The sequence below is a fragment of the Paenibacillus sp. FSL H3-0286 genome (assembly GCF_045040705.1).
GTDB classification, from domain to species: Bacteria; Bacillota; Bacilli; order Paenibacillales; family Paenibacillaceae; genus Paenibacillus_AQ; species Paenibacillus_AQ odorifer.
Map to the genome: position 1 here is coordinate 4104375 of NZ_CP150285.1, position 25915 is coordinate 4130289.

At 43.3% G+C, this 25915-nt stretch carries 20 protein-coding genes; 4 read left to right on the forward strand and 16 right to left on the reverse strand.

Annotated features, from left to right (window positions below; translation table 11 throughout):
• Positions 1 to 28: 28 nt before the first annotated feature.
• Both rhaB and MHB37_RS18525 read right to left on the reverse strand, forming a co-directional pair.
• Positions 29 to 1495, reverse strand: coding sequence for a rhamnulokinase (rhaB, locus tag MHB37_RS18520; protein WP_076184474.1), 1467 nt, complete (start codon positions 1493 to 1495; stop codon positions 29 to 31).
• Positions 1496 to 1522: 27 nt separating this feature from the next.
• The gene (locus MHB37_RS18525; protein ID WP_076194676.1) at positions 1523 to 2674 is read right to left on the reverse strand and encodes an iron-containing alcohol dehydrogenase; all 1152 of its coding nucleotides are present in this window, start codon (positions 2672 to 2674) and stop codon (positions 1523 to 1525) included.
• 357 nt (positions 2675 to 3031) lie between these two features.
• On the opposite strand from MHB37_RS18525, the gene MHB37_RS18530 reads away from it, so the two are divergent.
• The gene (locus MHB37_RS18530) at positions 3032 to 3787 is read left to right on the forward strand and encodes a DeoR/GlpR family DNA-binding transcription regulator (RefSeq protein ID WP_280753151.1); all 756 of its coding nucleotides are present in this window, start codon (positions 3032 to 3034) and stop codon (positions 3785 to 3787) included.
• A gap of 84 nt (positions 3788 to 3871) precedes the next feature.
• Here the strand turns inward: MHB37_RS18530 and MHB37_RS18535 are convergent, their stop codons facing one another.
• From MHB37_RS18535 to zwf, 3 genes are all read right to left on the reverse strand, one after another.
• Complete coding sequence (locus tag MHB37_RS18535; RefSeq protein WP_076194673.1) at positions 3872 to 4513, reverse strand: class I SAM-dependent methyltransferase; 642 nt, start codon at positions 4511 to 4513, stop codon at positions 3872 to 3874.
• Between the two features lie 183 nt (positions 4514 to 4696).
• A complete protein-coding gene (gene gnd, locus MHB37_RS18540; protein ID WP_036688068.1) occupies positions 4697 to 5590 on the reverse strand; it encodes a phosphogluconate dehydrogenase (NAD(+)-dependent, decarboxylating) in 894 nt (297 codons plus the stop codon).
• Positions 5591 to 5661: 71 nt separating this feature from the next.
• Positions 5662 to 7197, reverse strand: coding sequence for a glucose-6-phosphate dehydrogenase (gene zwf, locus MHB37_RS18545; protein WP_076278115.1), 1536 nt, complete (start codon positions 7195 to 7197; stop codon positions 5662 to 5664).
• A gap of 2156 nt (positions 7198 to 9353) precedes the next feature.
• On the opposite strand from zwf, the gene MHB37_RS18550 reads away from it, so the two are divergent.
• Positions 9354 to 10241: a fructose bisphosphate aldolase gene (locus MHB37_RS18550; protein WP_405168347.1), complete on the forward strand. Its 888-nt coding sequence runs from the start codon at positions 9354 to 9356 to the stop codon at positions 10239 to 10241.
• A gap of 379 nt (positions 10242 to 10620) precedes the next feature.
• Here the strand turns inward: MHB37_RS18550 and MHB37_RS18555 are convergent, their stop codons facing one another.
• From MHB37_RS18555 to MHB37_RS18565, 3 genes are all read right to left on the reverse strand, one after another.
• A complete protein-coding gene (locus tag MHB37_RS18555; RefSeq protein ID WP_076128270.1) occupies positions 10621 to 10983 on the reverse strand; it encodes a DUF1304 domain-containing protein in 363 nt (120 codons plus the stop codon).
• Positions 10984 to 11144: 161 nt separating this feature from the next.
• Positions 11145 to 11978, reverse strand: a complete 834-nt coding sequence (locus MHB37_RS18560) for a hypothetical protein (RefSeq protein ID WP_076309773.1) — start codon at positions 11976 to 11978, stop codon at positions 11145 to 11147.
• Positions 11979 to 12070: 92 nt separating this feature from the next.
• Positions 12071 to 13654 (reverse strand): glycoside hydrolase family 43 protein, encoded by a 1584-nt coding sequence (locus MHB37_RS18565; protein WP_340393839.1) that lies wholly within the window; start codon positions 13652 to 13654, stop codon positions 12071 to 12073.
• A 121-nt stretch (positions 13655 to 13775) separates the two neighbouring features.
• Between MHB37_RS18565 and MHB37_RS18570 the strand changes: the two genes are divergently transcribed.
• Complete coding sequence (locus tag MHB37_RS18570; RefSeq protein ID WP_076128265.1) at positions 13776 to 14633, forward strand: AraC family transcriptional regulator; 858 nt, start codon at positions 13776 to 13778, stop codon at positions 14631 to 14633.
• Positions 14634 to 14640: 7 nt separating this feature from the next.
• On the opposite strand, the gene MHB37_RS18575 is transcribed toward MHB37_RS18570, so the two are convergent.
• On the reverse strand, positions 14641 to 16095 hold the full coding sequence (locus tag MHB37_RS18575) for a glycosyl hydrolase family 28 protein (RefSeq protein WP_339187362.1): 1455 nt from the start codon (positions 16093 to 16095) through the stop codon (positions 14641 to 14643).
• A gap of 212 nt (positions 16096 to 16307) precedes the next feature.
• Between MHB37_RS18575 and MHB37_RS18580 the strand changes: the two genes are divergently transcribed.
• On the forward strand, positions 16308 to 17414 hold the full coding sequence (locus MHB37_RS18580; protein WP_248548767.1) for a glycoside hydrolase family 88 protein: 1107 nt from the start codon (positions 16308 to 16310) through the stop codon (positions 17412 to 17414).
• A gap of 64 nt (positions 17415 to 17478) precedes the next feature.
• On the opposite strand, the gene MHB37_RS18585 is transcribed toward MHB37_RS18580, so the two are convergent.
• The 7 genes from MHB37_RS18585 to MHB37_RS18615 all read right to left on the reverse strand — a co-directional run bounded on the left by MHB37_RS18585 (position 17479) and on the right by MHB37_RS18615 (position 25560).
• Positions 17479 to 18540 carry a glycoside hydrolase family 76 protein gene (locus tag MHB37_RS18585; RefSeq protein ID WP_341164016.1) on the reverse strand — a complete coding sequence of 354 codons (1062 nt, stop codon included), beginning with the start codon at positions 18538 to 18540 and terminating at the stop codon, positions 17479 to 17481.
• Positions 18541 to 18552: 12 nt separating this feature from the next.
• Positions 18553 to 19608, reverse strand: a complete 1056-nt coding sequence (locus MHB37_RS18590) for a glycoside hydrolase family 76 protein (RefSeq protein ID WP_341164017.1) — start codon at positions 19606 to 19608, stop codon at positions 18553 to 18555.
• Between the two features lie 33 nt (positions 19609 to 19641).
• Positions 19642 to 20529 (reverse strand): carbohydrate ABC transporter permease, encoded by an 888-nt coding sequence (locus MHB37_RS18595; RefSeq protein ID WP_076142466.1) that lies wholly within the window; start codon positions 20527 to 20529, stop codon positions 19642 to 19644.
• 33 nt (positions 20530 to 20562) lie between these two features.
• On the reverse strand, positions 20563 to 21450 hold the full coding sequence (locus MHB37_RS18600; protein ID WP_036688088.1) for a carbohydrate ABC transporter permease: 888 nt from the start codon (positions 21448 to 21450) through the stop codon (positions 20563 to 20565).
• Between the two features lie 64 nt (positions 21451 to 21514).
• Positions 21515 to 22819, reverse strand: coding sequence for an ABC transporter substrate-binding protein (locus tag MHB37_RS18605; protein WP_076128252.1), 1305 nt, complete (start codon positions 22817 to 22819; stop codon positions 21515 to 21517).
• Positions 22820 to 22863: 44 nt separating this feature from the next.
• Complete coding sequence (locus tag MHB37_RS18610; protein WP_076302643.1) at positions 22864 to 24129, reverse strand: glycoside hydrolase family 125 protein; 1266 nt, start codon at positions 24127 to 24129, stop codon at positions 22864 to 22866.
• A 246-nt stretch (positions 24130 to 24375) separates the two neighbouring features.
• On the reverse strand, positions 24376 to 25560 hold the full coding sequence (locus MHB37_RS18615; RefSeq protein WP_076194647.1) for a substrate-binding domain-containing protein: 1185 nt from the start codon (positions 25558 to 25560) through the stop codon (positions 24376 to 24378).
• Between the last annotated feature and the right edge of the window lie 355 nt (positions 25561 to 25915).

Genomic DNA, 25915 nt, shown 5'->3' on the forward strand with positions numbered 1-25915 from the left:
CTCCTAAATTAGTGCAAGTCTGTTTCGCTTAGATAAGCTCATTCACCTTGGACAGATGAAGGCTTCTCCAGCGATTTAGAATGTTATTAAAATGCTTGATCGGCTGCGGAATGTATGATGTTATTTCAAAAGATTGTTCGATAATAGCTCTTGCCTCAGTTATGTCTGCAATGGAATCTGTGCTAATCATCTGCACTACTATATTTCCTAGAGCAGTCGCTTCCGTTGGTCCAGCCTTTACTTCCCTGCCGATAACGTCAGCGGTTAGTTGGCATAAAAGCCGATTGTTCGCCCCGCCGCCGACAATTTGCAATCCCTCGATCCGACGTTCTGTCAGCTCCTCCAACTCTTCCAAATAAGTTAGATAGGATAACGCCAAGCTGTCAAAAACACAACGTGCTAACTGTCCAGGTGTCTCCGGAACGGGCTGCTCACTCTCCATACAGGCACTGCGGATTTCTTCTATCATGTTCGATGGATTAAGAAACCTTGGTGCATTACAAGGGATCAGGCTGCGAAACCCCTCTTCTCCCTGTGCAAGCTCTGCAAGCTCCGCAAAACTATAGCAATTGTTCAGTAATCTGCGAACCTCTTGAATAAGCCATAAGCCCATTACATTTTTGAGGAATCTATAAGTTCCGTAGGCTCCCCACTCATTGGTGTAGTTAGCCTGCATGGCTTTTAGAGAATTTAGAGGCTCCGTTCTTTCTACACCGAGTAAAGACCAAGTTCCACTGCTGATATAAGCTGAGCCTTCTTGAAGTGGAGCACCTAGCACTGCTGAGGCTGTATCATGGGATGCCACACAGATCAGCTGGCATTCAGGCAGGTCATATTGTTGGATTAAAGCTTCGTCAAGAGGACCAACCACTACACCAGGCTCAGTTAATTTTGCAAATTGATCTTTCCTGATATTCAAAAATTCTAATAGGTCATCGTCAAAATCCCGGCTTTCCAGATTCAACAGCTGTGTTGTAGATGCAATCGTAACCTCGTTGATTTTACGGCCAGTCAGTCGGTAATATAGATAATCTGGTACAAGTAAAATCTGATCCGCTTGCGCTAGCTCTTCTTCTTTATGAACATATAACTGATTCAAGGTATTGATGGATAACTGCTGGATTCCTGTCTTTTCATAGACGGTTTGTGGTGAAAGCTGCTGTGCCACCTGATCCACAGCCAGATCCGTTCTGCGGTCCCGGTAGGCGTATACTTCCTGAACACGATTCCCGTCCGCATCTACCAGCACATAATCTACACCCCATGTATCAATACCGAGCGTACAGGTAGTAATTCCATCGGTTTTAGCCTTCCGAAGCCCGATCATAATCTGCTCTACTAAATAATCAATGTCCCAGAAACAGGAACCCTCTTGTTCCGTAAAGCTATTGCTAAAGCGATGAAGCTCTTCTAAGGAAAGAATACCTTCTTGCAATATTCCGCGCACCAGCCGCCCACTTGAGGCGCCGATGTCAACGGCGATGTGGTTATTCATAAACAATCTCCTATGATAAGGGGTGATTTATAATATTTTTTTGAACAGTGTAATAACTTCTTCTTTAGTAGGAATAAAAGGGTTCCCTGGTGCACAAGCATCCTTCATCGAATTTTCAGCCAAAAGATCAAGATCTACTTCTTCTACACCAAGCTCGGATAATTTGGCTGGAATCCCTACTTCTTTAGACAACGCCTTGATCGACTCAATTACGAAATCTGCGCATTGTTTATCCGTTTGGTTCTCTACATTAAGTCCAATCGCTTTAGCAATGGATCTGAATTTCTCAGGCACATATTTGGCATTTTCTTCTTCCACAAAAGGCAGCAGCATCGCGTTACATACGCCGTGCGGCAGATCGTATACGCCGCCCAGCTGATGCGCCATCGCATGCACATAACCAAGCCCCGCATTATTGAAAGCCAATCCGCCAAGGAATATCGCGTATACCATCTGTTCACGCGCTTCGATATCATGGCCATTCTTCACAGTACGAGCCAGATTAGCAAAAATAAGCTCCACTGCGGCTAGTGCCGTAGCATCAGTTACCGGATATGCTCCCGGCGTCACCAGCGCTTCAATCGCATGAGTCAATGCATCCATACCCGTGGCCGCGGTAAGTGCAGCGGGTTTATCAACCATAAGCTCAGGATCGTTGACTGAAATCGTCGCAAGGCTGTTCTTATCTACCATAACCATCTTCACTTTGCGTTCTTCGTCTGTGATTACATAGTTAATGGTCACTTCAGCCGAAGTACCAGCAGTGGTATTCACGGCGACAATCGGCAGTGATTTATGCTTAGACTTGTGTACACCTTCATATTCTTTGATATGACCGCCATTTGTGGCAATGATACCAATGGCTTTGGCAGTATCCTGTGGTGATCCACCGCCAATGGAAATCAGATAATCACAATTCTGCGCTTTGAGATAATCAACGCCATCGTGGACATTTTTACAGGTCGGATTGGGTTTCACTTCATCATAGATGGCATATTCAATCTCCGCTTCGTCCAATACCGTCAGCAATTTACCAGCAATGCCACTTTTCATAAGGAATTTGTCCGTAACAACAAGCGCCTTTTTTAATTTAAGCTCTTGGATGTATGGACCAATCTCCTGCAAGCATCCCTTGCCCATAATATTGATCGATGGAACATAATACACATGCGTGCTCATGCTTGACCAGCCTCCTAAAGTTAATTTATCAACACCAAAGTTTTACACACAACTCTGCAAGCTAGAGCGTAGTATTCCGGCTGCAGCGCCTCAGGCTGGCCTCTAAATCGCAACTGGGCCGGCTCTGGTATCTTTCAAATCTAATTACCACTACAGGACTTCTTTTCTCCTTCATCGTATGCCCGCAAATCTTTGTTGTCAACATTTTAAATATTATTTATGTTGTTTTTATTTGTTTTATATCCGTTTTGTGAATATTATTGGAAAACAAACATGATTTTACGTTGATTTTATTGCAAAACACAGATATTTGGAGCTATGATTAAGGAATATAAAGATTTCGGAAAGGTGATCCCTATGCTTGCAGCTGAAAGACGCAAAAAAATAATTGATCTTGTTCATCAGGATAAACGAGTATTAGTCTCTGATCTAAGCCGGATGTTTGAAGTTACAGAAGAGACGATACGCAGAGACTTGGAGAAGCTGGAGAAGGATGGCATTCTAAGCCGAACCTATGGCGGGGCCATGCTGAATCGTCACACGAACGAGGATTTGCCTTTTGTTACACGCAATGCGCTGAATACAGATATCAAACGGGGAATCGCCCTTAAGGCGCTAGATTTAATCAATGATGGAGATACGTTAATGGTGGATCCTAGCTCCACAGCCTTTGAGTTTCTAAAACTGCTTGGCAATAAAAACAATCTGACCATTATTACGAACTCGATTAATATTTTGCATGAGTTCTCGAATTCTGGGATGGATATCGTCTCTACCGGAGGTTCTTTACGTTACCGATCCATGTCACTCGTTGGTCCTGTAGCACATGACACCATTCAAAGATACAATGTGGACACTGCGGTTATCAGTTGTAAAGGAATAGATATGGAGCGAGGCATCACAGATTCTAATGAACCGGAGTGTGAGCTCAAGAAATATATGCTACGTCAAGCTAACAAGGTCATACTCCTGGCCGATCACACCAAATTCGATAAGACCGCCTTTACGAAGCTGATCGAGCTTGGCCAAATCGACTTTTTGATCACAGACCGCCAGCCTTCTGAGGTTTGGTTGAAGCGCCTGAACAAAGAGAATATTGAGCTTCTCTATTAATCGGGCTCAAACGCCTTCGCAGCCCATTTAAAAATGCCGTTCCCCAATGAGTAATGGGTGACGGCATTTGTTGTATGGAGATGATTATCTTTTTGTATAAACCTGAGAGATTGGGACTACGTTGACTGTTGATTTGGGATTTTCGCGTTGCACTTGCGTTGTAGTTTTTTTCCTGCAAATATATATAAGCGCTGGTGGAAAATTCAGCAGTACCCACTTCGTGTGTAGGATCTCAAAATGCTGGCTCAACTCTGTTTTCATCCGCGGAAAATATTCATAGGTTATAAACCACCCTCCTTCTTTTAAAGAAGAAATGATCTGTTCCATAAACCTAGTGCGGTCTGGCTTCGAGAAATTCATCAAAGACAAACTACTCACGATACAATCCAGCTTCTCCAGACTGCTGTTATGAAGCGCAAGACGCAGCCGGAGACAATCGTTGTTGCAGAAACATCCGGGGAATTCCTCTCTTAACTGACTGCGAAAATCAGGATCTATTTCAAATAGAAGAACATTCATACCGGTCTTTTCTCCACGCGGAATAAACCTTGTGATTGCACCAGTCCCCGCACCCAACTCAGCCATAGAATGCACTTGGTTCCAAGGCACTGGATCAAGCAACGTCTGGGCCAGCCAATGTGAACTGGGAGTTACACTACCATATTGTCGGGGCGCATGCAGAAATTTATTTAGAAAATGAAGTCGCTCACGAATTCCACTTTGCATGAAATCTCCCCCTTGCTTCCTAACTTACCCTTCTACCCCTAAAATATGTAAACTGCATTAAATTCGTACTCCATCTATACTTCCCATTATCTATTCCCCTTAAAATAAAAAGCCCAAATTTCTCCGCAACATAAATTGCGGGAAATTCGAGCTTGTAAACACTCAATTCAGAGTCGGCCAATCTTATTTAGTTTCCACAGCGTGTCCGCCGAACTCGTTCCGCAGTGCAGCAACTACTTTTCCAGTGAATGTGTCGGTCTCAAGGGAACGGTAACGCATCAATAACGCCATTGCGATGACCGGAGTCGCCGCTTGTAAATCAAAGGCGGTTTCAAGCGTCCACCTGCCTTCACCAGACGAATGCATAATGCCCTTAATCTCATCTAGTTTAGCGTCCTTCGAGAAGGCGCGTTCCACAAGTTCCATCAGCCACGAACGGATTACAGAGCCGTGATTCCACACCCGAGCTACTTCCTCAAAGTTGTAGTCAAATTCACTCTTTTCCAGAACCTCAAAACCTTCACCGATAGCAGCCATCATGCCGTATTCGATACCGTTATGCACCATTTTTAGAAAATGGCCGCTACCTGCTTTACCAGCATATAAAAAGCCGCTTTCTACAGCTGTATCACGGAAAATAGGCTCCACAACTTCCCAAGCTTCGGGATCTCCGCCAACCATGTAACAAGCGCCATTACGCGCCCCTTCCATACCGCCAGAGGTACCTGCATCCATAAAGTGAATTCCGTGCTCCTTCAATTCCTCATACCGACGAATCGATTCCTTATAATGCGAGTTTCCTGCTTCAATAACGATATCACCTTTAGACAACTGTGGAGTAAGTTCAGCGATTACAGAATCAACGACCTGATGCGGAACCATGATCCAAATGATTCTTGGTGTTTCCAATTGCTGTACCAATTCTGGAAGCGTTACTGCTCCACTAGCGCCTTTAGCTTTCATTTCTTCTACAGCAGGTGCATTCAAATCAAAAGCAACAACCTCATGTCCATGATCCAGCAAATTTTGACCCAAATTAAAACCCATTTTTCCTAACCCAACTAATCCTACTTTCATGTAAATTCCCTCCGATTTATAGATTCTTGTGATGTATTTTAGCTAAATTGGCAAAAAAAACAGGCAGGGGCTTAAGCCCCTGGCCGTATAGATTCCTGCGCTGCTGCAACTTCTGCTTGAGCGTCGAGAAGATCTGACTCCTGATCTGTATCATCAAACCACCAGCGGTCTTCACCCAAAAGCTCCATAGCCGCATCTGGACCATAAGAACCTGAAGCATAGGTATGAAGTGGCATTAGCCCCTCTTCCATAGCTTCCTGGATTGGTGTAACCCATTGCCATGACAGCTCGACTTCTTTCCAGTGAGCAAAGAAAGTGGCGTCACCACGAAGCGCATCAAAGATCAGATTTTCGTAAGCTTCTGGTACGTCTGAAGTTCCGGCTTCATAAGTAGCGAGGACAGGTTCAAGTTTCCCTTTTTGCAGCTGATCCTTCGTATTCAACTGAAGCGTAATGGCTTCATTTGGACCGATCTCGATGATGAGCAGATTTGGAACGTCATTCCCTTTATTTTTGTTATTGTTATCATTAAACGGTTCTTTAAATTCTATAACGATTCTTGTTGATTTCTCTTTCATTCTCTTGCCGGTACGGATATAGAACGGAACTTCATTCCACAATGGATCATCTATAAACAAACGCGCTGCAATAAACGTCTCATTTTGTGAGGATTGGCTAATTCCGGGTTCATCCAAGTAGCCTGCAACAGATTTACCTTTAATTTCACCTTCAGCATATTGTCCGCGGACAACATATTGATTAACTTCGTCTTTACTTAGCGGAATGAGGCGCTCCATGACATATCTTTTCTTCCCACGGATCTCTTCAGGTGTACTGCCTTTTGGAAGCTGCATCGCCATCATCATGAGCAATTGAAGCATATGGTTCTGGAACATATCACGAAGTGCTCCAGCTTTATCATAATAGCCTGCCCGTTCTTCAACGCCAACAATCTCACTCGCCGTAATTTGCACATTTGCGATATACCGATTTTTCCACAGTGCTCTAAGCACAGGATTTGAATATTTTAGAACTTCCAGATTCTGAACCATCGGTTTACCCAAGAAGTGGTCAATTCGGAAAATCTCCTCTTCAGTAAATACGGCATTCAAGCTGTCATTTAACTCTCTTGCTGTTTGCAAGTCTGTACCAAAAGGCTTCTCAATAATCAGACGCTTCCAGCCCTTCGTAGATCCCAGACCACTGGAGTGAATATTGGCGGCAATTTCCTTGAAAAACTCAGGACCCACCGATAGATAGAACATCCGATTCTCCGGAATGTTAAAAAATTGCTCACGACGTTTAACATGCTCCAGTAGCTTCAAATAATCTTCTGTGTTACCTACATCTAGAACGCTATATTCAAAAGCTTCCAAGAAAACCTGCAACTGTGGAGATTCAACTGCCGGCTGTCTAGAAAATGTCTGCAAAGATTGCAGGACTTGCTTACGGAAAGCTTCAGTTGAAACTTCTCTTCTTCCTAATCCAATCACTGAGAGAGGACCTGAAATTTGACCATCTAAAAAGAGGTTATATAGTGCAGGATAGATTTTACGTTTTGCTAAATCTCCTGTAGCGCCAAAAAGCACAAATGTTGATGATTCCACTTTCATTCCTCCCGCTATTATATATTATTTATTAACTTACTTTTAATTACTAGCATACTCAGTAGAATCAATCATACGACTGATATTTTTATTCGTCAACCTCATTTCGACATTTACGAAAAGTTATTATTTTCACAAAGCTTCGAATTGGTAATTATGATTAATGTCACACCAATTATCTTATTGGATTATTCGTATTAATTTACTAGGAAATAATCCGAAAATAAGATAACAACCCGCTCCCAGCATGGCTTTTGGCGTTCTGACTTTACACACTCTGATTTAAAATTCTTCATCCAAAGCTGTTTACAACATAAACAAAATTCCCAGTCGCTTAAATAAGCTCATCCTTCCCCTGTGTTTCAAACTAACTTTAAGTAATAGAGTGGTTTGGTCTCGCGCGCCTTGATGAAGACTATGCGATTTGATTCCAAGTTTGGGAATTAAGCATAAAAAGTGACTGCTTCGAGGAATATTACTTGAGAATGCTTCGAAGGAATTTTCGCTGAGCACATTGGAGTGATTTGGAGTCTGTGAAGAGAACCTTGTGAAATGAAGTGAACCATTAGGATTGTCCTGAAGTTTGCTAGGTGAACCGTGTGGATGTCTTGAAGTTTGCTAAGTGAACCCTGTGAATGTCTTGAGTTTGCTAGGTGAACCATTGGGAATGTCCTGAAGTTTGCTAAGAGTACCCTGTGAGTGTAGTTTGCTAAGTGTGCGCTTTGGGGGATCACTTAAAAGTTCGCATAGAGCGTCTTTAGATCCAGTTTGGAGTAACATTTATGTTTACCCGCATCTCCGGCTGCGGCGAGATCAGACCTTGGAGACCTTAGACGTCGATTCTTACTCATCTGCAGTGGTTTTATGTCCACACCATGGAGGAAACGGACTCAGGTGCCCTCAAACGTCGATTCGTACTCGTCTGCCGTGACCTTATGTCCACACTAACTATGGGTTCGGACTCAGGTGACATTCTACTTCGATACTTACTCGTCTGCGGAGGCTACGAGTCCTCGCCATCGACGGTCCGGACTCAGGAGACGCTATTTCACAGATTTTGGTCATTTCGCCCTGCTAACGGACTCAGATGCAACTATTCGACCAAATATACTCCTCTTTGGAGCAAAAACTTGGCAATAAGAGCTGTGCGGTCCGATACTTCTGAATAATGCTCCAAAAACACTAAATAGCTGCTATACAGTCCGAACGATGATGTATTATCGTCAATCTTGGCTAGTCCGGACTCAGGTGACATTATACGTCGATACTTACTCGTCAGTTGAGGCTACATGTTTTCACTAACTATGGGTTTGGACTCAGGTGACGCTATACGTCGATTCTTACTCGTCTGCGGAGGCTACATGTTCTTGCCATGGATGGTCCGGACTCAGGAGATGCTATTTCGCAGATTCAGGTCATTTCGCCATGCTATCGGACTCAGATGCAACTATTCGACCCAATGTACTCCTCTTTGGAGCAAAAACTTGGCTATAAGAGCTATGCAGTCCGATAATTCTGAAAAATACTCCAAAAACACCAAATAGCTGCAATACAGTCCGAACGATGATGTAGTATCTTCAATCTTGGCTAGTCCGGACTCAGATGACCATAAACATCGATTCATACTCGTCAACCTAGACTGGATGTCCACACTAACTATGAGTTCGGACTCAGGAGACGTTATTTCGCAGATTTAGCCCATTTCGCCATGCTATCGGACTCAGATGCAGCTATTGAACCAAATCCACCCCTCTTTGGAGCAAATACTTGGCAATAAGAGCTATGCAGTCCGATACTTCTGAATAATGCTCCAAAAACACCAAATAGCTGCAATACAGTCCGAACGATGCTGTAGTATCATCAATCTTGGTTAGTCCGGACTCAGCTGACATTATACGTCGATTCGTTCTCGTATGCTTAGATTGCAAGTCTGCACCATCTTGAGATCGGACTCAGGAGACCTTACACGTAGATACCTCGTCATCCCCATGGATCAAACAGATCCGGAAGTCCTTATATCGCAGATTCAAACCACCTCACATTGGACTAGTTACCTACCAAGTTACAATGCCATTTGTTTAGAGCCGGTACATTAAGTGTTATAGTTAATGAACATAAGATTTTTCATTCAGTTCACGAAAGGAAGGAGAATTTTCATGAATATGGAGCAATGGGAACAAATTCGGACAGGACAGGGATTTATAGCTGCCTTGGATCAAAGTGGTGGCAGTACACCAAAAGCGCTGCTGCAATATGGTGTTGCAGAGGACAGTTACTCTAATGAAGATCAAATGTATGGGTTGGTTCACGAGATGAGAACGCGCATTATCAAGAGCCCTGCATTTGATTCAAAGCATATACTGGGTGCAATCTTATTTGAGAACACAATGGATCGTTCCATAGACGGGCAATATACTGCCGATTTTCTATGGGAGAAAAAAGGGATTGTGCCTTTCCTGAAAATCGATAAAGGTCTTGCCGACCCTGAAGACGGAGTACAACTAATGAAGCCTATTCCCGGCTTGAGTGATCTTCTGAAGCGGGCCAACGAACGTAACATCTTTGGTACAAAAATGCGCTCGGTGATTAAAGAGGCTAATCCTTCCGGTATCAAAAAGGTGGTTGAACAGCAGTTTGAAATCGGTAAGCAGATTTTAGCAGCGGGACTCGTACCTATTATCGAACCGGAAGTTGATATCCACAGTGCTGATAAAACGGCTTCAGAGAAGCTGCTAAAAGAAGAACTATCAGCCCAATTGTCTACGCTGGGCAAAGACGTGAAGGTCATGCTTAAGCTCTCCATCCCAACGGAGAATAATTTCTACCGTGAATTAATGGAGAATCCTCATGTTTTGCGAATTGTCGCTTTGTCCGGCGGTTACACACAAGCGGAGGCCAACGATAAGCTCGCCCATAATCAAGGGCTGATCGCCAGCTTCTCACGTGCGTTATCACAGGGACTAAGCGCTGGGCAGTCAGAAGAAGAGTTTAACGCGCTCCTCTCCAAATCTGTAGAAGCGATTTATGCAGCCTCTATTAAATAAGATCCTCATTTAAACCAGCACATAAAAAGAGCTGTGTCCCTGACAGGTGTTCCCTGCTAGGTAGCAGCTCTTTTTTTATGATGAGAATTTGCTTTTAAAGTCTAGAACTTTCAGATTAAACGCCATTTCGTCTACTCTTTCAGCCCACACAAGCATGCAATAGGTTTGTTAAAGTCCCTTACATCTTATCTAAGGACCACACCTGTACCTAAAACACATTAATCAACCACTTCTCTATTGTTTCTTAGTACACCATCCATAATTCCTGTTTTTAATCCAGCGCATTTCATTACCCAATAATTTCTTGATCTTACGCAAAAAAGGCTTCCACCACGCAAGTACGCGAGGTAGAAACCTAATCGATTACTTCTATGTTATCTTAAATCGAAACCACGAGGATTAATGCAATTAAAGCTGGCAGTCCTTGCATAAATAAAATAGACTTTTTCACCGTCAGTCCGCCATATAACGCCGCCACTATAACAGTTGATAGGAAAAAGATTTCAATTTGATGGCCGAAATTTACATTCGGATGAACCAATCCCCAAATTAAACCTGCCGCCAAAAATCCATTGTATAACCCTTGGTTCGCTGCCAGTGTTTTAGAAGCATCCGCAACTTCCTGTGTCATTCCAAAGACTCGAAGCCCTTTTGGCTTTGACCAAGCGAACATTTCTAAATAAACAATATAGATATGTATTAACGCAACAACACCGACCATAATATTAGCTACCCATACCATCAAAATAACCACCTTAATTTAATTTGCGTACAATTTAATTGTATCACATTAAAACTCAAAAGTGTATACAACATCTCATAAACAATTCGACGCTAAAAAAGAATAGCCATAATCTTCAAAAAAAGACTATCGCTATTCCATACGTAATGTTTTATGAAATTCTAAAATACTTTTGCAGCAATATAAACGGTTACGCTATTGTAAAAACCATAAAGAGAACCATTGCTCCAGACGAAATTGCTAGGATCTGAAATTCCCGTATTTTGAGACGCTTGATGTCCATGTTTCTCTGACCATAGACCTGAGCTATTTTGAAGCATGAAGTGGTAATCAACGTTATCCTCAGGAATATCGACTTTACCATTACCATTTGAGTCGATCCATCCCACTCTTAGTGCAATTCGATGTTCATCGGAATTAATCGCTGCAGTTCGGCCCGGAAGTATCCGCCAACCCGGTTTAAAGTATAAAGGATTCGTATTGCCATCTTGAACCACAAGACCAGCAGTATAATACACGTTAGTAAAATAGGCAGGATCTCTGACATTTGAGACCCCGTCTCCATCACCAGGGTTGATTGCCCCTGGAAATCTTAAGGCATAACCATAACAGTTAATCCCATAACTATTTTCGGCTGTATACGGCCACGCATGACCATAAGCGGAAGATAGAGTTGCTTGCGGAGCATCAGGTTCAAAAGTAGGTGTTATTAGCTCCGGTGCCAACAATTCATTATTAATAAGATTGTCATCTGCTGGGGGTACAAAGCTTGAAGACTCTTTGAGTTCTCCAACTGTAGTAACATTTCCTTGTGTGTCCACAATAATCGTATCGTCGCCCTTCCATTCTCCAACCCAAACCTTTTCCGGTCCAGAAGTTTGTACTTCTTTCAAATTACTTACGTCGACGTCGATGGGTGCGGCCATTGCAGCAGAGGACAGGGCCAGATTCAGTAAGAGCGTGCAGGTTATTGCGACTTTATAAGTCTTTTTCAAAATCACAAACATCCCTTTCTATGTAAGATAAGTAAAAATTAACATTTTATCCTAAAATAGAATATGAAGAATGTTATGGTTTTTCCGAACACCTATAAAGCTTTATATTCAAAATAGTCAAAATAAGCCGGCTTCGCTTGCTGATCCAAATCCTGAGCACATACCCCGACATAGGAACCGGTAAAGCCAAGCTTGCCGCCATATTCATCCGAAAGCGTACCAAAATCTAAGGGAGTACAGACAGCTGTCCAATTCACCCCGTCTGATGAAGCATAAAACAACAGATCACGTCCATGAATTTCCGCCTTTAGATAATAACGATCCCAATCTTTCACAGATAGCTGCATAGAGGAAATCTCATCGTATTTGCCACCTCTACACAGCACAACGCCCAAACTAGTTCCACGAATCTCATCTGCGGTAACACGCAAATAATAGTAATCACTGTCATCATAATAGAGGACTAACCCAGCCATTTGCAGGAAGCTATTCGGCTCGAATTCCAGACAGGTTGTAGCTGAGCATTCAAAATGTTGAATCGGCCGGGCAATTAAACTCTGATCATGCAGTGAAGCTAACGACTCTCTGCCGCGCAGACGAAGAAAACCCGGACGTTCCTTCAAGCTAACCCAAGATTCATCAAAAGGCACACGCAAGCTTTGGTATGGAAATCCAAGAACCTCTCCATCAAATTCATCTCTGTTTGGCAGCTCCTCAAAAGTGAATATCGGCAGGTCAGGAGCCATGGTCTCCAATGCAGGCAACTTCCCTCCGTGGGCCAATCGCAACCAGCCATCCTCTGTCCATTCACAGCGTTGAATAGCAGTTTCCCGGCCTAACGGATTCATCGTTGCCGTTCCCGGAATCGGACGTGTGCATAAATGTGCCATGTACCAGTCCCCATTCTGAGTCTCTACGAGCGATCCGTGCCCTGCTTGCTGAAACGGGTAGGTCAGATCATGCGCCGTGGTCATAATCGGGAAATCCGGATCAGTCTCATAAGGACCTGTGAGGCTTCGGCTTCTAGCTAAGGTGACCATATGGTTGATGCCGGTGCCCCCTTCTGCTGTCAGCAAATAATAGTACCCATCCTTCTGGTACAATTGCGGACCTTCGGTCACTCCGATAGGTGTCCCTTTATAAATTTCATGGATAGGTCCCGTTAATTTGCCAGTCTCCGGGTCATATTGCTGCATAATGATGCCAGAGAAGTTATTGTGATTTTTACGGAAATCCCAACGCATATTAAGCAGCCATTTGGTCCCTTCCAGATCATGGAACAAAAATGGATCAAATCCGCTGCCATTTAGTCTAACCGGCTCACTCCACGGGCCCATGATATCCGTCGCTGTAATTAAATAATTATGCAGATCTTTATATACACTTTTGCGAGATTTCACATCTGTAAATAGCAGATAAAATACGCCTTGATCATAAGAAAGCGCGGGTGCCCAAATGGAACCAGAGCTTACATTACCACGCAGATCTACTTGTGAGGCTTCTGTCAGCACACGTGAAATGGAATGCCAATGAACTAGATCCTTGGAATGATGGATTTCTACACCTGGAAACCATTCAAAAGTAGAGGTTGCGATATAATAATCATCCCCTACTCTAATAAAAGACGGATCTGGATGAAAACCTGCCAACACCGGATTAACAATTTTTTGCGTCATAATGTTACCCTCCACTACCGGATTTTTCATAGTTTAACGTATTTATTGTATCGCTTTCATAACGATAAAAGTTATAATGAGATATAAGAAAATGTTTGTATTTTGTCATCTTGGAGGGCCTATGAAGCAGCTGTTCGAACCTGTTGTTTTTGAAGAACATAAGACCTTGATTTGGGATTATAAAATATATACCGACGACTATTACAAAGGTTATTATCACTGGCATCAATGCTGTGAAGTCATGTTCGTGTATGGCGGACAGGGAAACGTTGTTGTGAATCAGCAGATGTACGATATCCGCAGGGGAATGTTATTCTTTTTCCAGCCCTATCAGCTGCACCGGATCTATTCTGAGGTTTCTCCCGAATGTCCTTTTGAACGAACCATCTTCTACATTGATCCACATGTTGCTGAACACCTGCTGGAGGGTTTTGCGAAAAGAAAGGCTTTATTCACAGCGCTTTGGCAAGGGAAAAATACACATTGTGCCTTTGATCTTAAGGATCACGTTGAGTCTGTGGAGTGGATTCTGGAGCAATATAATCACAATAAAAAAGTCAGTCTGACTGAGGATACCGAAGACATTTCACTGTTAATTCTTCAATTATTGAGCAATATAGGAACTGAAGATCAGCATGTATTCCAATCCGGAGAACGGCGAACCTTGCGTTATTCTGAGAAAATCATGAGTTTTATCGAAGAGCATTATCATGAGGAGGTTAATCTGGATCAGTTAGCTGAGGAGATTCACTTGTCCAAATCCTATATCTCCAGAATCTTTCATCAGGAAACCGGAGGAAGGCTTGTTGATTATCTGACTGCCCGCCGGATCAAACAGGCCTGCCGCTTGTTAGGAACGACAGACCTGCCTGTGGAGCAAATCGGAATCACTGTTGGTTTTCCAAATGCCTCTTATTTCAATCAACTGTTCAAAAGAGTCCTAGGGACGACGCCATTAAAATATAGAAAAAGTAATTAGATCCAATCTACACAACCGTATTTTTTTCAGTAACGAAGAGTATATTTTTAGCAAAATGATTAATATCTATCAGCTCTGGGCGGGGGGCGTCCACCAGTTCACCATTGATCCTTAAATTGACAAAGGTCACATTTTCAACAGCTCTCTCTTCGTCATATCCATAAATTCGTGAAGGGTTGGCCGTCCCGCTATAGCTGATGTCGCGAAATGTAATGTTCCGGATGCTTGTCCCCGGCTCTGGATTGTAGTCCTTGTTATAGACCACCCGCACATCAATTAGCTGCCCCTGCTCAATACGCTCCACACGTATATTTTCATATAGAACATTACATACCTTATTTCGATCCCCGGCATTAATCGCCAGTGCCCCCCAATAGTTCTCTTGCGGTTCGTGATGATTCAAGATATCAAGATTTGCAAAAACAATAGACTCGATGGTGTCTCCGTTCCGTTCATGATCCCCATGTGTACCAATCATCAATGGATGAGCGACATCCGCCCACAGAATGGAATCACGAACGCTAATATTACGGGTATCCCCATAAAAATCCCATCTCGAGCCGTAAATAGCAATACAATCATCCGAATTACGCATAAAAACATCCTGGATCCTAACCTCGGAACTAGACATAATATCAATGCCATCAGACCACCCCCGAGTGCTAAACGATTTGAAATTATCAATCACAATCTGCTCAGACTGCCCGATGAAAATGCTGTAATGTGGCGGATCAATCACGGTAATACCTTCCACATTTATAGATCGTGAAAAAACAATTCGTATCCCTCGAAAGGCCGAGAATCGATGAAAATCCGCAAGATAAATTATACCGCGACCACGAATGGATACATCATGAACTCCCTCGCATACCAAGGAACCTACAAGCACTGAACCTCCGGCAAGATACACCGTGGTTTCCGAAGGGACCGGCAATACTGTTTCTTCTATATAATGTGTGCCTGGAGCGAAATAAAGCACCTTCCTTTTTTCACGAGGATCAGCAGCGGCATTATCCAGCAGCCGTAAAAGATCAGGTTTCCGGTGTATACCCGGTTGGACTACTAGAACATTAGCATCCTCTGGTTGAGGGGCATCCTTCTCCTTAGGGTTAGCAAATAAATGCAGATTTCGAAAAATATCACCGTTGATCTCAATCGATAACTTTTGCGGACCTGTTAGCTTAAACAAAATGGTATTTCCATGATATTCGTAAGAGATCCCTCGCGAAGCCGGAGCAATGTTCACACAATCAATCTCCGTATAAAGACAGGTGACTTCAACTTCTACTGTACCTTCCAGATCAAAATAAGCCATGGATGCAAGACGCACCTCATGCATATCTACCTTAACCTCGTAAATAAACAAGCTATGCCATTCTCCTTCAGGCTGCCGTACTCTAACCTTATAATCCTCACGTCCCGGGATATCTTTAGGTGCTTTATATACTTGTAAATCATCCACTTTACCATCCTCCTGTTCATTTCGATTGTATCGCTTCCAACACCGATAAAGTTTTAATGTGTTATGCAGAAATGTTTGTATTTTGTCAGTTTTAAATTATAAGCCAACTTCAACATGACAATAATCAAACATTTCCTTATATCAAAACACAACTTTCCTGAGCTTTAGAAAGCTATACTCATAACATCCTAATTACACTGGAGGCAATAATAATGACACACCCTTATTGGCAGGAAATCATGGGTAGACTTGATACAAAAGTGGAACGTATGGTAGAGCAGATCGGTGACAAGTGCCCGCATTTCGCCGGGAAAGATGGCAAATTTGATGATATCGGTTCAGACTGGTGGACTACAGGGTTCTGGCCTGGACTACTCTGGATCATGCATGATATGACCGGAAAAGATCTTTACAAGGAGGCTGCATGGCATTGGGACGGTACCTTGGAGGAATGGTTTGTTAAACCAACGGTTGAGATGCATCACGATGTGGGATTCCAATTCCTTCCGACCGCTGTAATCAAACATACAATTACAGGTGACGAAGATGCCCTGCGCAGAGGAATTGAAGCTGCGAATTTCCTCGCTGCCCGCTATAATCCTGTAGGCAAATTCATCCGCGCATGGAATGAAGATAAATACGGCTGGGTAATTATCGACTGTATGTTAAATATCTCCCTGCTGTTTTGGGCCAGCAAAGTGACAGGTGATCCCCGCTATAAGCATATTGCAATTAGCCACGCCGAAACGACAATGCAATATGGCATACGTGAGGATGGATCCACCAAACATATTATTTCTTTTGACGCAGAGACAGGTGCTTATCTTGAGAATTTTGGCGGTCAAGGCTACTCGGCTGAATCCTCTTGGAGCCGAGGAACAGCTTGGGGATTGTACGGCTTTATCAATACTTATCGCCACACTGGTGATGAACGTTTCCTGAACACTGCTAAGCGGATCGCACATTATTTCATCTCTGCTTTGCCTGAGGATCAAGTCCCTTATTGGGATTTCCGCCTAGAGGATGATACCCGGATGTTCCGAGATAGCTCCGCAGCCTCTATAGCCGCTTCAGGATTATTAGAGCTAGCAGATATCTTACCCTTAGGCGAAAAAAGTCTATATGCAAATGCAGCGGAGCGAATTCTGCGCTCACTGACGGAAAATTACGCAACCTGGGAGCTGCCGGAGCATGAAGCGATTTTATTGCACGGAACTGGCAGTGGCAATTCCTTCATTGATGTATCCCTGATCTATGGAGACTACTATTATATTGAGGCTATCGCTAAATTAAATGGCTGGAAACATCGGATTTTCTAATTGCAGATAGTTAATTTAAACAACAAAAAGACACCTCTCTTGAGGTGTCTTTATATATTTCAGGCTATTCGTTCACCAGTGCCGCAGCACCCTCCAGAAGCATCAAGCCGCTGAGTTGAATACTCAGCTGAACCGGAAGCTCCGGTTTCACTTCCCACGATGAACTGCACAGACCCAGTTGTTTATCCAGACCTTTTTCCCACAACTGCATTGCATTGGCCAATATAACCTCACGAATACGGATATTTACAGGAGATATTTTACAGAGCTGAACCAAATAACGAATCAGAATGCCCTTGAACAATCCAGTATCATCAATGCCTTCATCAGGCAACATCAGATTAATTGGATCGCATAACCGATCAATACATGTATTAGCCGTTCGATTCGCATCTTCTAAGTAATGAACATCACCCGTATTCTTGTAAAGCTCTAGGCCAGCGCCTAGAAACACCCCCTGACAGTAAGTAAACTCCCAATCGTAATCGATCTGGCCATCCCCGAGTCTATTCATCCCATCCCACACAAAACCAGTCGTAGAATCCATCAAATATATCTTGTTCCATTCATAGATACGGAGCGCCCACTCCAGATCCTCTTGCTTATGAAAAAGTTCATATAACCGGGCTGCAAGAATGACGGCAGGTGCATTGGCAGGTGTGTTTTTATAATCTAGCTGATCCTTCTTCCACGCCAGACCTCCACCCAACTGTTCATTCCAAGCCGTCTTAATATCCTCCCATAGATCAAGCACAGCATTTAAATAGGCTTCATGTCCTGTTACCCGATAAGCACGCAGCAACGCCAATGCTGTCCATTCCATATCATCATAGTAATTATGCTTGAAAGTCCCCCCGTTATAAGCTTGCAGACTCTGACTTAGCTCCTTAATTCTCAAGGAATACACAGGATCTCCACTACGCTCATAACCATCTACTAAAATATCAATGACATGAGCCTGCCACCAATAATAAAAGTTTTCCCCCGCAACGTTGTACGCTCTGGGATACCATTGGTTCATGATCCCCGTCTCAGCATTATAATAATTACGTAGTAGACATTGTTGGAACCACTCGGACTTTTCCTGCCAACTGACTGCTTCTATGGCTTCCTTTGCTTGTGTCATTAAGAACTCACCTCAACCCTGTTCTTTAGTTAATTCAGCCATCTTCTCAAGCAGCTTGATCGCACTAAGCTGGGAGCTGAGCTGAATCACACCAGCGGAAGTCGAAGTCCAATCTGTGCCAAACAACACTTTATCCTCTGACTTTCCTTGTTCCCAGAGACATTCTACATTCGCTCGCAGGAAATCTACAACTTTAACTGCTGCGGAATCAGCTTTGACCCATTCAGCTGTATAGCGAATCAGGATTCCTTTAAACAGTCCCGCATCACCATTTCCTTCATCTGGCAGCACACCTCCCTGAGAGTCAGCAAGTTCATGGGCTGCGGCGGCAAAGGTTAGACGAGCATCCTCTAAATATTCCTGCTCTTTAGTGATACGGTACAGTTCAACTGCTGCGCCAATGAAAACACCTTGGTTGTAGGAGTATTTCCAATCTTTATCGATCTTTCCATCGCCAGTGCGATTCATGCCATCCCATACAAAACCCGTTGCCGGATCTACTAGATGCTCTTTTTGCCATCTGTATATTTTTAACGCCCATTCAAGATTGCTAGCTTCACCAAAAGATTGATACAAGCGTGCCGCAAGTATAGCTGCCGGTGCGTTGGCTGGTGTATTTTTATAATCCAACTGTGATTTCTGCCAAGCAATTCCACCGCCCATATGCTCATTCCAACCTGTCTGAATGTCGTTCCATAAAAGAAGGGCTGTGTCTTTATAACCTTCCACTCCTGTTGCTTGATAAGCACGAAGCCACGCGAGAGCCATCCATTCCATATCATCATACAACTCATTTGGCCACACACCACCATTTCGTTGTAGCAGACCTTCATGAAGTGCGGAAAGCCTTTTGGCATACCAGTTCTCTCCAGTCCGCTGTAGTCCATCTACCAATACATCCACAGCATGGGCCATCCACCAATAATGAAAAATCGTGTTGCATTCTCCATTTGGACAAGGTGTTTCTATATTGTACATTTTGATCGCTTCATTCCAGAAGAATGAATCCAATGCAGCTTGTGCTTGATTCGCCCGTTCCTCCCAAATCCCTATCTCCAATTGGTTCATATAGACTCTCTCCCTGGTTCGATTTTTATTGCATTAGCCCTTAATACCACTGAAGGCTATCCCCTGTACAAAATAACGCTGAAGAGCTAAAAACAACACCAATATCGGCAAGATTGCTACTAGCGCTCCAGCCATCATTGGACCGTAGTCTGTTTGAAAATTATAAGAAAAAGCTTGAAGTCCCATCTGAATCGTTGCTTTGTCGGGATCATTCAGCACAATCATTGGCCATAAGAAACTGTTCCAGCCCGCTTGGAAGGTAAAGATACTTAAAGTAGCCAGCGCTGGTTTAGTCAACGGCAAATATATCCGCCAAAATATTTTAAACTCTCCACAGCCTTCGATCCGGGCCATTTCCATCATGTCACTAGGCAAGGTGAGAAAGAATTGCCGCATGAAGAACACAGCAAAGGTTCCAGAAGCGCCTGGAAGAATAATCCCCCAGAATGAGTTCATCAGCCCGTTACCCCCGCTACCAAAAATATCATTTCCTCCAAAAAGAGGAATATGGCGCATGACATAAACCGTGGGGATCATCGTCACAATGCCTGGTATCATCATCGCCGCAAGCAGCACGCGGAATATCGGCTTATTGAGCTTAAAATTCAATTTTGCGAACGCATAACCACTGATAGAACCAAAGAACAGATTCGCCAATACACCCGCTACTGCAAGTACAAGCGAATTCCAGAAATAGAGCGCAAACGGAACCGTAGTAAATGCCTTACGATAGTGTTCTAAGGTCAAATGTGAAGGAAACCACCGGATGGGCATGGCGAAGATCTCTTCGTCAGGCTTCAAGGATGTAAGAACACTCCAATAAAAAGGTAGAAACATTACGATAGCAATAACTATGCACACTATATAATAGATAGATTTGCTTAAGCTTCTTTTTAATAACGAACTTCCGCTAGTATCCATACCTCTATCCCCCTTCTGCATGGCAAGCCCGGCTTATACAATGGACTCCTCCGCCTTTGTGATCCGCATGTTTATTAGTGAGAAAATGAGAATCGCCACAGCAAGCACAAATGCTTGTGCAGACGCATACCCCATTTGCAATTGATTAAAGCCCTGCTGATAGATCAGATAAACTGGGGTCTTTGTCATATTCGCCGGACCACCCTGCGTCAGCACAAAAGCTTGGTCGAACAACTGCAACGCACCAATGATTGACATCGTACTGACAAGAAAGGTTGTTGGTCGCAGCTGCGGCCAAGTAATAAACCGGAAACAAGCCAGCTTATTAGCACCGTCCAACCGTGCAGATTCATACAAATAGTCAGGCACGCCTTGCAGACCTGCCAAGTAGATAATCATATTAGAACCTACCGATTGCCAGAGGGTAAGCATAATAATGGACAACATCGCCGTTCGGGTCTCGGATAACCAAGCTGGACCCGTAATCCCAACATAAGACAACAATCCGTTAACCAAACCAAATTCAGGATGCAAAAGCCAGATCCAAACGGTAGCAGCAGCAACGGCGGATGTAAGGGTAGGCAGATAATTCAATGTGCGGAACAACTTTACCCCACGCCAGGATCGACTAAGCAGAATCCCGAGGAGAAGCGAAATCAGAATATTAAATGGAACGAAAATGATGGAATACAGAAATACATTTCGGAATGTTTTCCATAACAAACTGTCCTCTATCAAACGGCGATAGTTATCAAAACCGATCCAATCGTTTCTACTAAGTACATCGTAGTTGGTAAAGCTTAAATATAGCGCCATTACCACAGGGATGACTGTGAATACTGTAAACAGCAATACCGTGGGTGTAATAAACAGATAAGCCGTCCGCGCCTGATGTTTCTCTAGCTTTCTGATGGAAGCCATTTCAGCTACCCCCTCCTAAGCAAAAGGGAGGCGAAACCTCCCTTCACTTCAAATGTCTTACTTATTATTTCACTCCTTCATTATCCTTCAGCATTTTGTCGCCCTCTTCTTGCGATTTCTTCAAGGTCTCATCAATGCTCATCTTGTTTTGCTGATTAAGCTGCAAATTAGGGGCCAAAGCATCAGTCTCCATCACGGAATATCCAGGATGGTTCGGACGAACCTTGGCGAACTCCAACGTTTCCAGAAACGGCTGCCACTTTGGATCATCCTTGAAAAATGGATCTTCCATCGATGGCTTATAACCCGGCAGGTTTAGACTCGTCTTTGCCCAGAGCAACGCGTTATCCTTGTTCGCTGTCCACCATTTGATGAACTCCCATGCTTCTTCCTTATGTTTGGAGCCTTCTGGAATCACTAGCCCAAATCCACCCATGACACTACCTTTATCACCATTTGGTCCGGCTGGAGGAGGAACGATTCCATAATCCAGGTCTTTACCATATTTGTTATAGGTGCTGAGCATCCACGGACCGGAATACAGCATAGCCACTTTACCTGTGACAAAAGCATCTTGCCCTTCACCAAGTCCAAGTTCGAACCCTACTTTATACACTTTGTCCTTGTTCATTAGGCGATCCCAGAACTCAAGCACCTGCTTGCCCTGCTCATTATTAAAATTGGTCTTTCCATCCTCTGTAAGCATGGTGCCGCCAGCCTGTTGGAGATACATATTAAAAAGTCCCAAATCTCCCATAGAAAAACCTGCAGTCTCCAATTTATTGCCATTCCATTTCGTTAGCTTCGTAGCCGCTGCCTCTAGCTCATCCCAAGTTGTTGGAGGCTGAAGTCCTGCCTCTGCGAGCAGCTTCTTGTTATAGAAAAGAGCACGGGCATCTACTGTAAGCGGCAGCCCATATAATTTGTCATCGTATGAAAGCTCCCGTAGGGATTCACTGTAGAAATCATCTTCGGAAATACCGTCACGCGTTAAGTATTCATCCACCGGATGCAGTACATTTTTCGGGGCATACAGCGAAGTTCTCCAACGGTCCCAAAACAGTACATCAGGAGTGCCGCCATTGGTCGCAGAAGTTAGGAATTTCGTGATCATATCCTGTTGCAGCACATATTTTACGTGAATTTTATCCTGCGATTTATTAAAAGCATCCACCATGGTCTCGAATTGCTTCTGCCCCTCACCGCCCCAATCTCCCCAGAAGGTAAGCTCTGTCTTTTTCCCGGTACTGCTCCCAGCTTTGCTTGTGTTTCCGGTCTCTTTGTCCGCAGATCCGTTATTACCACCGCAGCCCGCAGCAAGTGCAGTAGTCATTACCAAAACAATTGAGGTAACCAGCCATTTTTTCATGTTCTCTATCCCCTTTAGAGTCGATTATTCAAACCTTGTTGGTCTCATCCGCGCTTAATCTGCTTACCGCAGCGCATGAGTACAAGCTCACAGAACATCATGTTTGCCCAAGAGAACCATGGACGTGTAAATTCATCAGGATTATCCACATAAAACCCTTCATGCATAAATCCAGTTCCTGCATCCGTCTTCTCCAGCAGATGAAGTAAGGCTTCCTGTTCCTCAAAGCGGGTAGATGTCATTCCCTGCATCGCTAAAGCTATGGGCCAGATATACCGATTTGGCGTATGCGGACTTCCAATGCCAGCAGCCGCTTTTCCTGCGAAAAAATAAGGATTAGTGCTACTTAAAATAAGTTCACGGGTATTTTTATAAATAGGATCATCAGCAGTCACATAACCCAAATAAGGGATAGAGAGTAGACTAGGTACATTTGCATCATCCATAAAATTCACCTGTCCCAGACCATCTACTTCATAAGCATAGACCGCTCCAAACTCTGGATGTTCTACAATTCCATACTCACTTATTCCCTTATTAAGCTGGTCAGATAGTTTTCTAGCTTTCTTTTCCAGCTCCTGATCACCTAAAATCTCACGGGCAATTTCACACACATATCGTAAAACAACCACCGCGAACATATTGGCCGGAACCAAATACCCATATTCACAGGCATCGTCACTAGGACGAAATCCAGACCAAGTCATTCCGGTATAAGCCGTCAACGTCCCTTTGCCTTCTCGAGCTAACGTATCCGTGGGCGGACAGTTCATCCGTTGAAAAAGATATTTTGAATCGCGCTCATGGTTCTGTTCGGTAGTCCATAATGTTATGATTCTTTCTACGCCTGTTACAAACGACTCATTAAACTGACTAGTACGGCCCGAATTCTTCCAGAGCAGATAACTCAGTTGGATTGGATAACATAACGAATCAATTTCATATTTTCTTTCCCAGACTCCCGGGCTCATCTCCGTCAGATCCTCTTGGTGGCCATGCCCACTTTCTTCTTCATTGAATGCGTTAGCATACGGATCAAGCTGGATGTAAGTAAATTGTCTACGTACAAGTCCCTCAATCATGTCTGCAATTTCTTCATCTTCGGAGGCAAGGATTAGGAAAGGTCTGACCTGTGCGGCGGAATCCCGTAGCCACATCGCTGGAATATCTCCGGTAATAACAAAAGTGCTTCCGTTTGGCATTCGTTTTAAGGTTGTGTTCCAGGTGTTGGCCATACATTTCTCGAACATTTCGGCTAATTTCGGGCGATCACTCAGCTGTGCTTTTACGCTAGATGCCAGTTTATGCATTGACTCGGGTATTTCTCTAGTTGCTTTCAGTTATAATACCCCCTTTTTCTTTTTAAATTTGAAGCGCTTTCATTGATTAGTATATTGTCATGTGATTAGTATGTCAATATGTTTATTTTATTATAATGATATATCAATACATCTATAATGATAAATACATATCTAAAACAAATAAAAAAACCCATCCAAAAAGATAGGTTTTTATAACAACTAATATATGTTTAATTTGGAGAATAAGCCAAAATTCTATTTAGAGATAGATTGTTTAGCGGAGCTTGTGGATTCACCAGAAATTAACTCAGCTTCCAGCATTATCTTATTGGACACACTCTGCCCGTTCATAATTCGCAATACATTTTCTACTGCAAGCCGCCCCATCTCTTCTTCATTTTGCCGTAAATGGGTAAATGCATAACCCGAACCAAGTGGAGTTGGCGGACTATCAAAGCAAATGATCGAAATATCTTCTGGAATTCGTAGCCCAAGTCGTTGGACCGCAGTTCTAGCCAGCAGCGCAATATTATATTCCACAGCAAAAAGCGCCGTTATTGTTGGATTCTTTTGCAAATGAGAAATTAGCCGCGAAATGTCATGTTCAATATTCTCATCGTTGAAGGAATCCGGTAGTGTTGAGGTCAAATCGCTGACCCACAATCCCTTGTCTACAGCTATTCCCCGTTCCGCATGCGCTTGAATAAATCCCTCTACCCGCTCTTCAAGAGCTGTGGTATCCGCTGGAGGTGGAGAGAGAAAGGAGATATGAGTATGCCCGAGATCAAATAAATACTCCGTACCTTTGAGTGCAGCCTGCATATTATCAGTACTGATCGATGCTGCTGCCACTCCTTTTAAATGGCGATCTACCAGAACTAGCGGGAACCGCCCTATCACCAATTTTAGAATCTCCGCATTAAAAAATTCGCCTTGAGCCGGAAAAATGATCAGACCATCTACACCTAAGCTGAGCAACTTCTGAATAGATTTCTCTTCGTTCTCCGGCACCCCAAACGTTCTTCTTAAAACCAGAAAACAATCATTATCACGTGAAGCCTGCTCCATGCCATAAATTAAGCCTGTGCCATAGCTGTTGCCAAAGTCGGTAATAACCAGACCGATCGTCTTTTCCTCATGGTTAAAGGAATTGAAAACAGTTCCGTCGGAGACCGTCCCCGGAGATATCGCTGATTCCATGTAATCGACTGCTGGATCTGCCACAAATGAACCTCTCCCCGGTTTTCTCACAATTAATTGTTCCGCGGCGAGCATTTCCAGAGCTTTTTTACTCGTAATCCGACTAACATTATAGGCTTCAGCCAGTTCTTTCTCAGAGGGAACCCGTTCCCCTTGTCCATAGGATTTATTAACGATAAGCTGCTTCACTTCATCAAATATTTTTTCATACATCGGTTTGGATGATGTTGTCTCACTCATGACTTTCGTTATCTCCTGACTCTAATTTTTTCATCTTATACATAATAATATATCATGATATATTAAGTTTGTCGACAGTTGTGCGGCTACAGCAAAAAAAGAGGGAGGAAGGATGTAAAGTGGAAAAATACAAAACTTCGTATATAAACAGAGATAACCCGTATTCAGTGAATGCTGGTTAAATAAAGGCTAAGTAATCGCTATAAATATCATTTCTACTATATTCTTAGATAATATCAAACCGTATTTCATCTAACAAGTTTTTACACTTTTGTCCATTTGTTCTTTTTTTATTCAAAAACAGCTAACACAGGTCTATCGTAAATTGCTGTTCAGAATATATAATAGAGACTAT

Coding starts and splice junctions, on each gene's coding strand:
- gnd (WP_036688068.1), bottom strand. CDS start 5,590: ATGAAAGTAGGATTAGTTGGGTTAGGAAAAATGGGTTTTAATTTGGGT.
- rhaB (WP_076184474.1), bottom strand. CDS start 1,495: ATGAATAACCACATCGCCGTTGACATCGGCGCCTCAAGTGGGCGGCTG.
- MHB37_RS18535 (WP_076194673.1), bottom strand. CDS start 4,513: ATGCAAAGTGGAATTCGTGAGCGACTTCATTTTCTAAATAAATTTCTG.
- MHB37_RS18595 (WP_076142466.1), bottom strand. CDS start 20,529: ATGGATACTAGCGGAAGTTCGTTATTAAAAAGAAGCTTAAGCAAATCT.
- MHB37_RS18590 (WP_341164017.1), bottom strand. CDS start 19,608: ATGAACCAATTGGAGATAGGGATTTGGGAGGAACGGGCGAATCAAGCA.
- MHB37_RS18610 (WP_076302643.1), bottom strand. CDS start 24,129: ATGCATAAACTGGCATCTAGCGTAAAAGCACAGCTGAGTGATCGCCCG.
- MHB37_RS18600 (WP_036688088.1), bottom strand. CDS start 21,450: ATGGCTTCCATCAGAAAGCTAGAGAAACATCAGGCGCGGACGGCTTAT.
- MHB37_RS18585 (WP_341164016.1), bottom strand. CDS start 18,540: ATGACACAAGCAAAGGAAGCCATAGAAGCAGTCAGTTGGCAGGAAAAG.
- MHB37_RS18555 (WP_076128270.1), bottom strand. CDS start 10,983: ATGGTATGGGTAGCTAATATTATGGTCGGTGTTGTTGCGTTAATACAT.
- MHB37_RS18580 (WP_248548767.1), top strand. CDS start 16,308: ATGACACACCCTTATTGGCAGGAAATCATGGGTAGACTTGATACAAAA.
- MHB37_RS18570 (WP_076128265.1), top strand. CDS start 13,776: ATGAAGCAGCTGTTCGAACCTGTTGTTTTTGAAGAACATAAGACCTTG.
- MHB37_RS18605 (WP_076128252.1), bottom strand. CDS start 22,819: ATGAAAAAATGGCTGGTTACCTCAATTGTTTTGGTAATGACTACTGCA.
- MHB37_RS18530 (WP_280753151.1), top strand. CDS start 3,032: ATGCTTGCAGCTGAAAGACGCAAAAAAATAATTGATCTTGTTCATCAG.
- MHB37_RS18550 (WP_405168347.1), top strand. CDS start 9,354: ATGAATATGGAGCAATGGGAACAAATTCGGACAGGACAGGGATTTATA.
- MHB37_RS18565 (WP_340393839.1), bottom strand. CDS start 13,654: ATGACGCAAAAAATTGTTAATCCGGTGTTGGCAGGTTTTCATCCAGAT.
- MHB37_RS18525 (WP_076194676.1), bottom strand. CDS start 2,674: ATGAGCACGCATGTGTATTATGTTCCATCGATCAATATTATGGGCAAG.
- MHB37_RS18615 (WP_076194647.1), bottom strand. CDS start 25,560: ATGAGTGAGACAACATCATCCAAACCGATGTATGAAAAAATATTTGAT.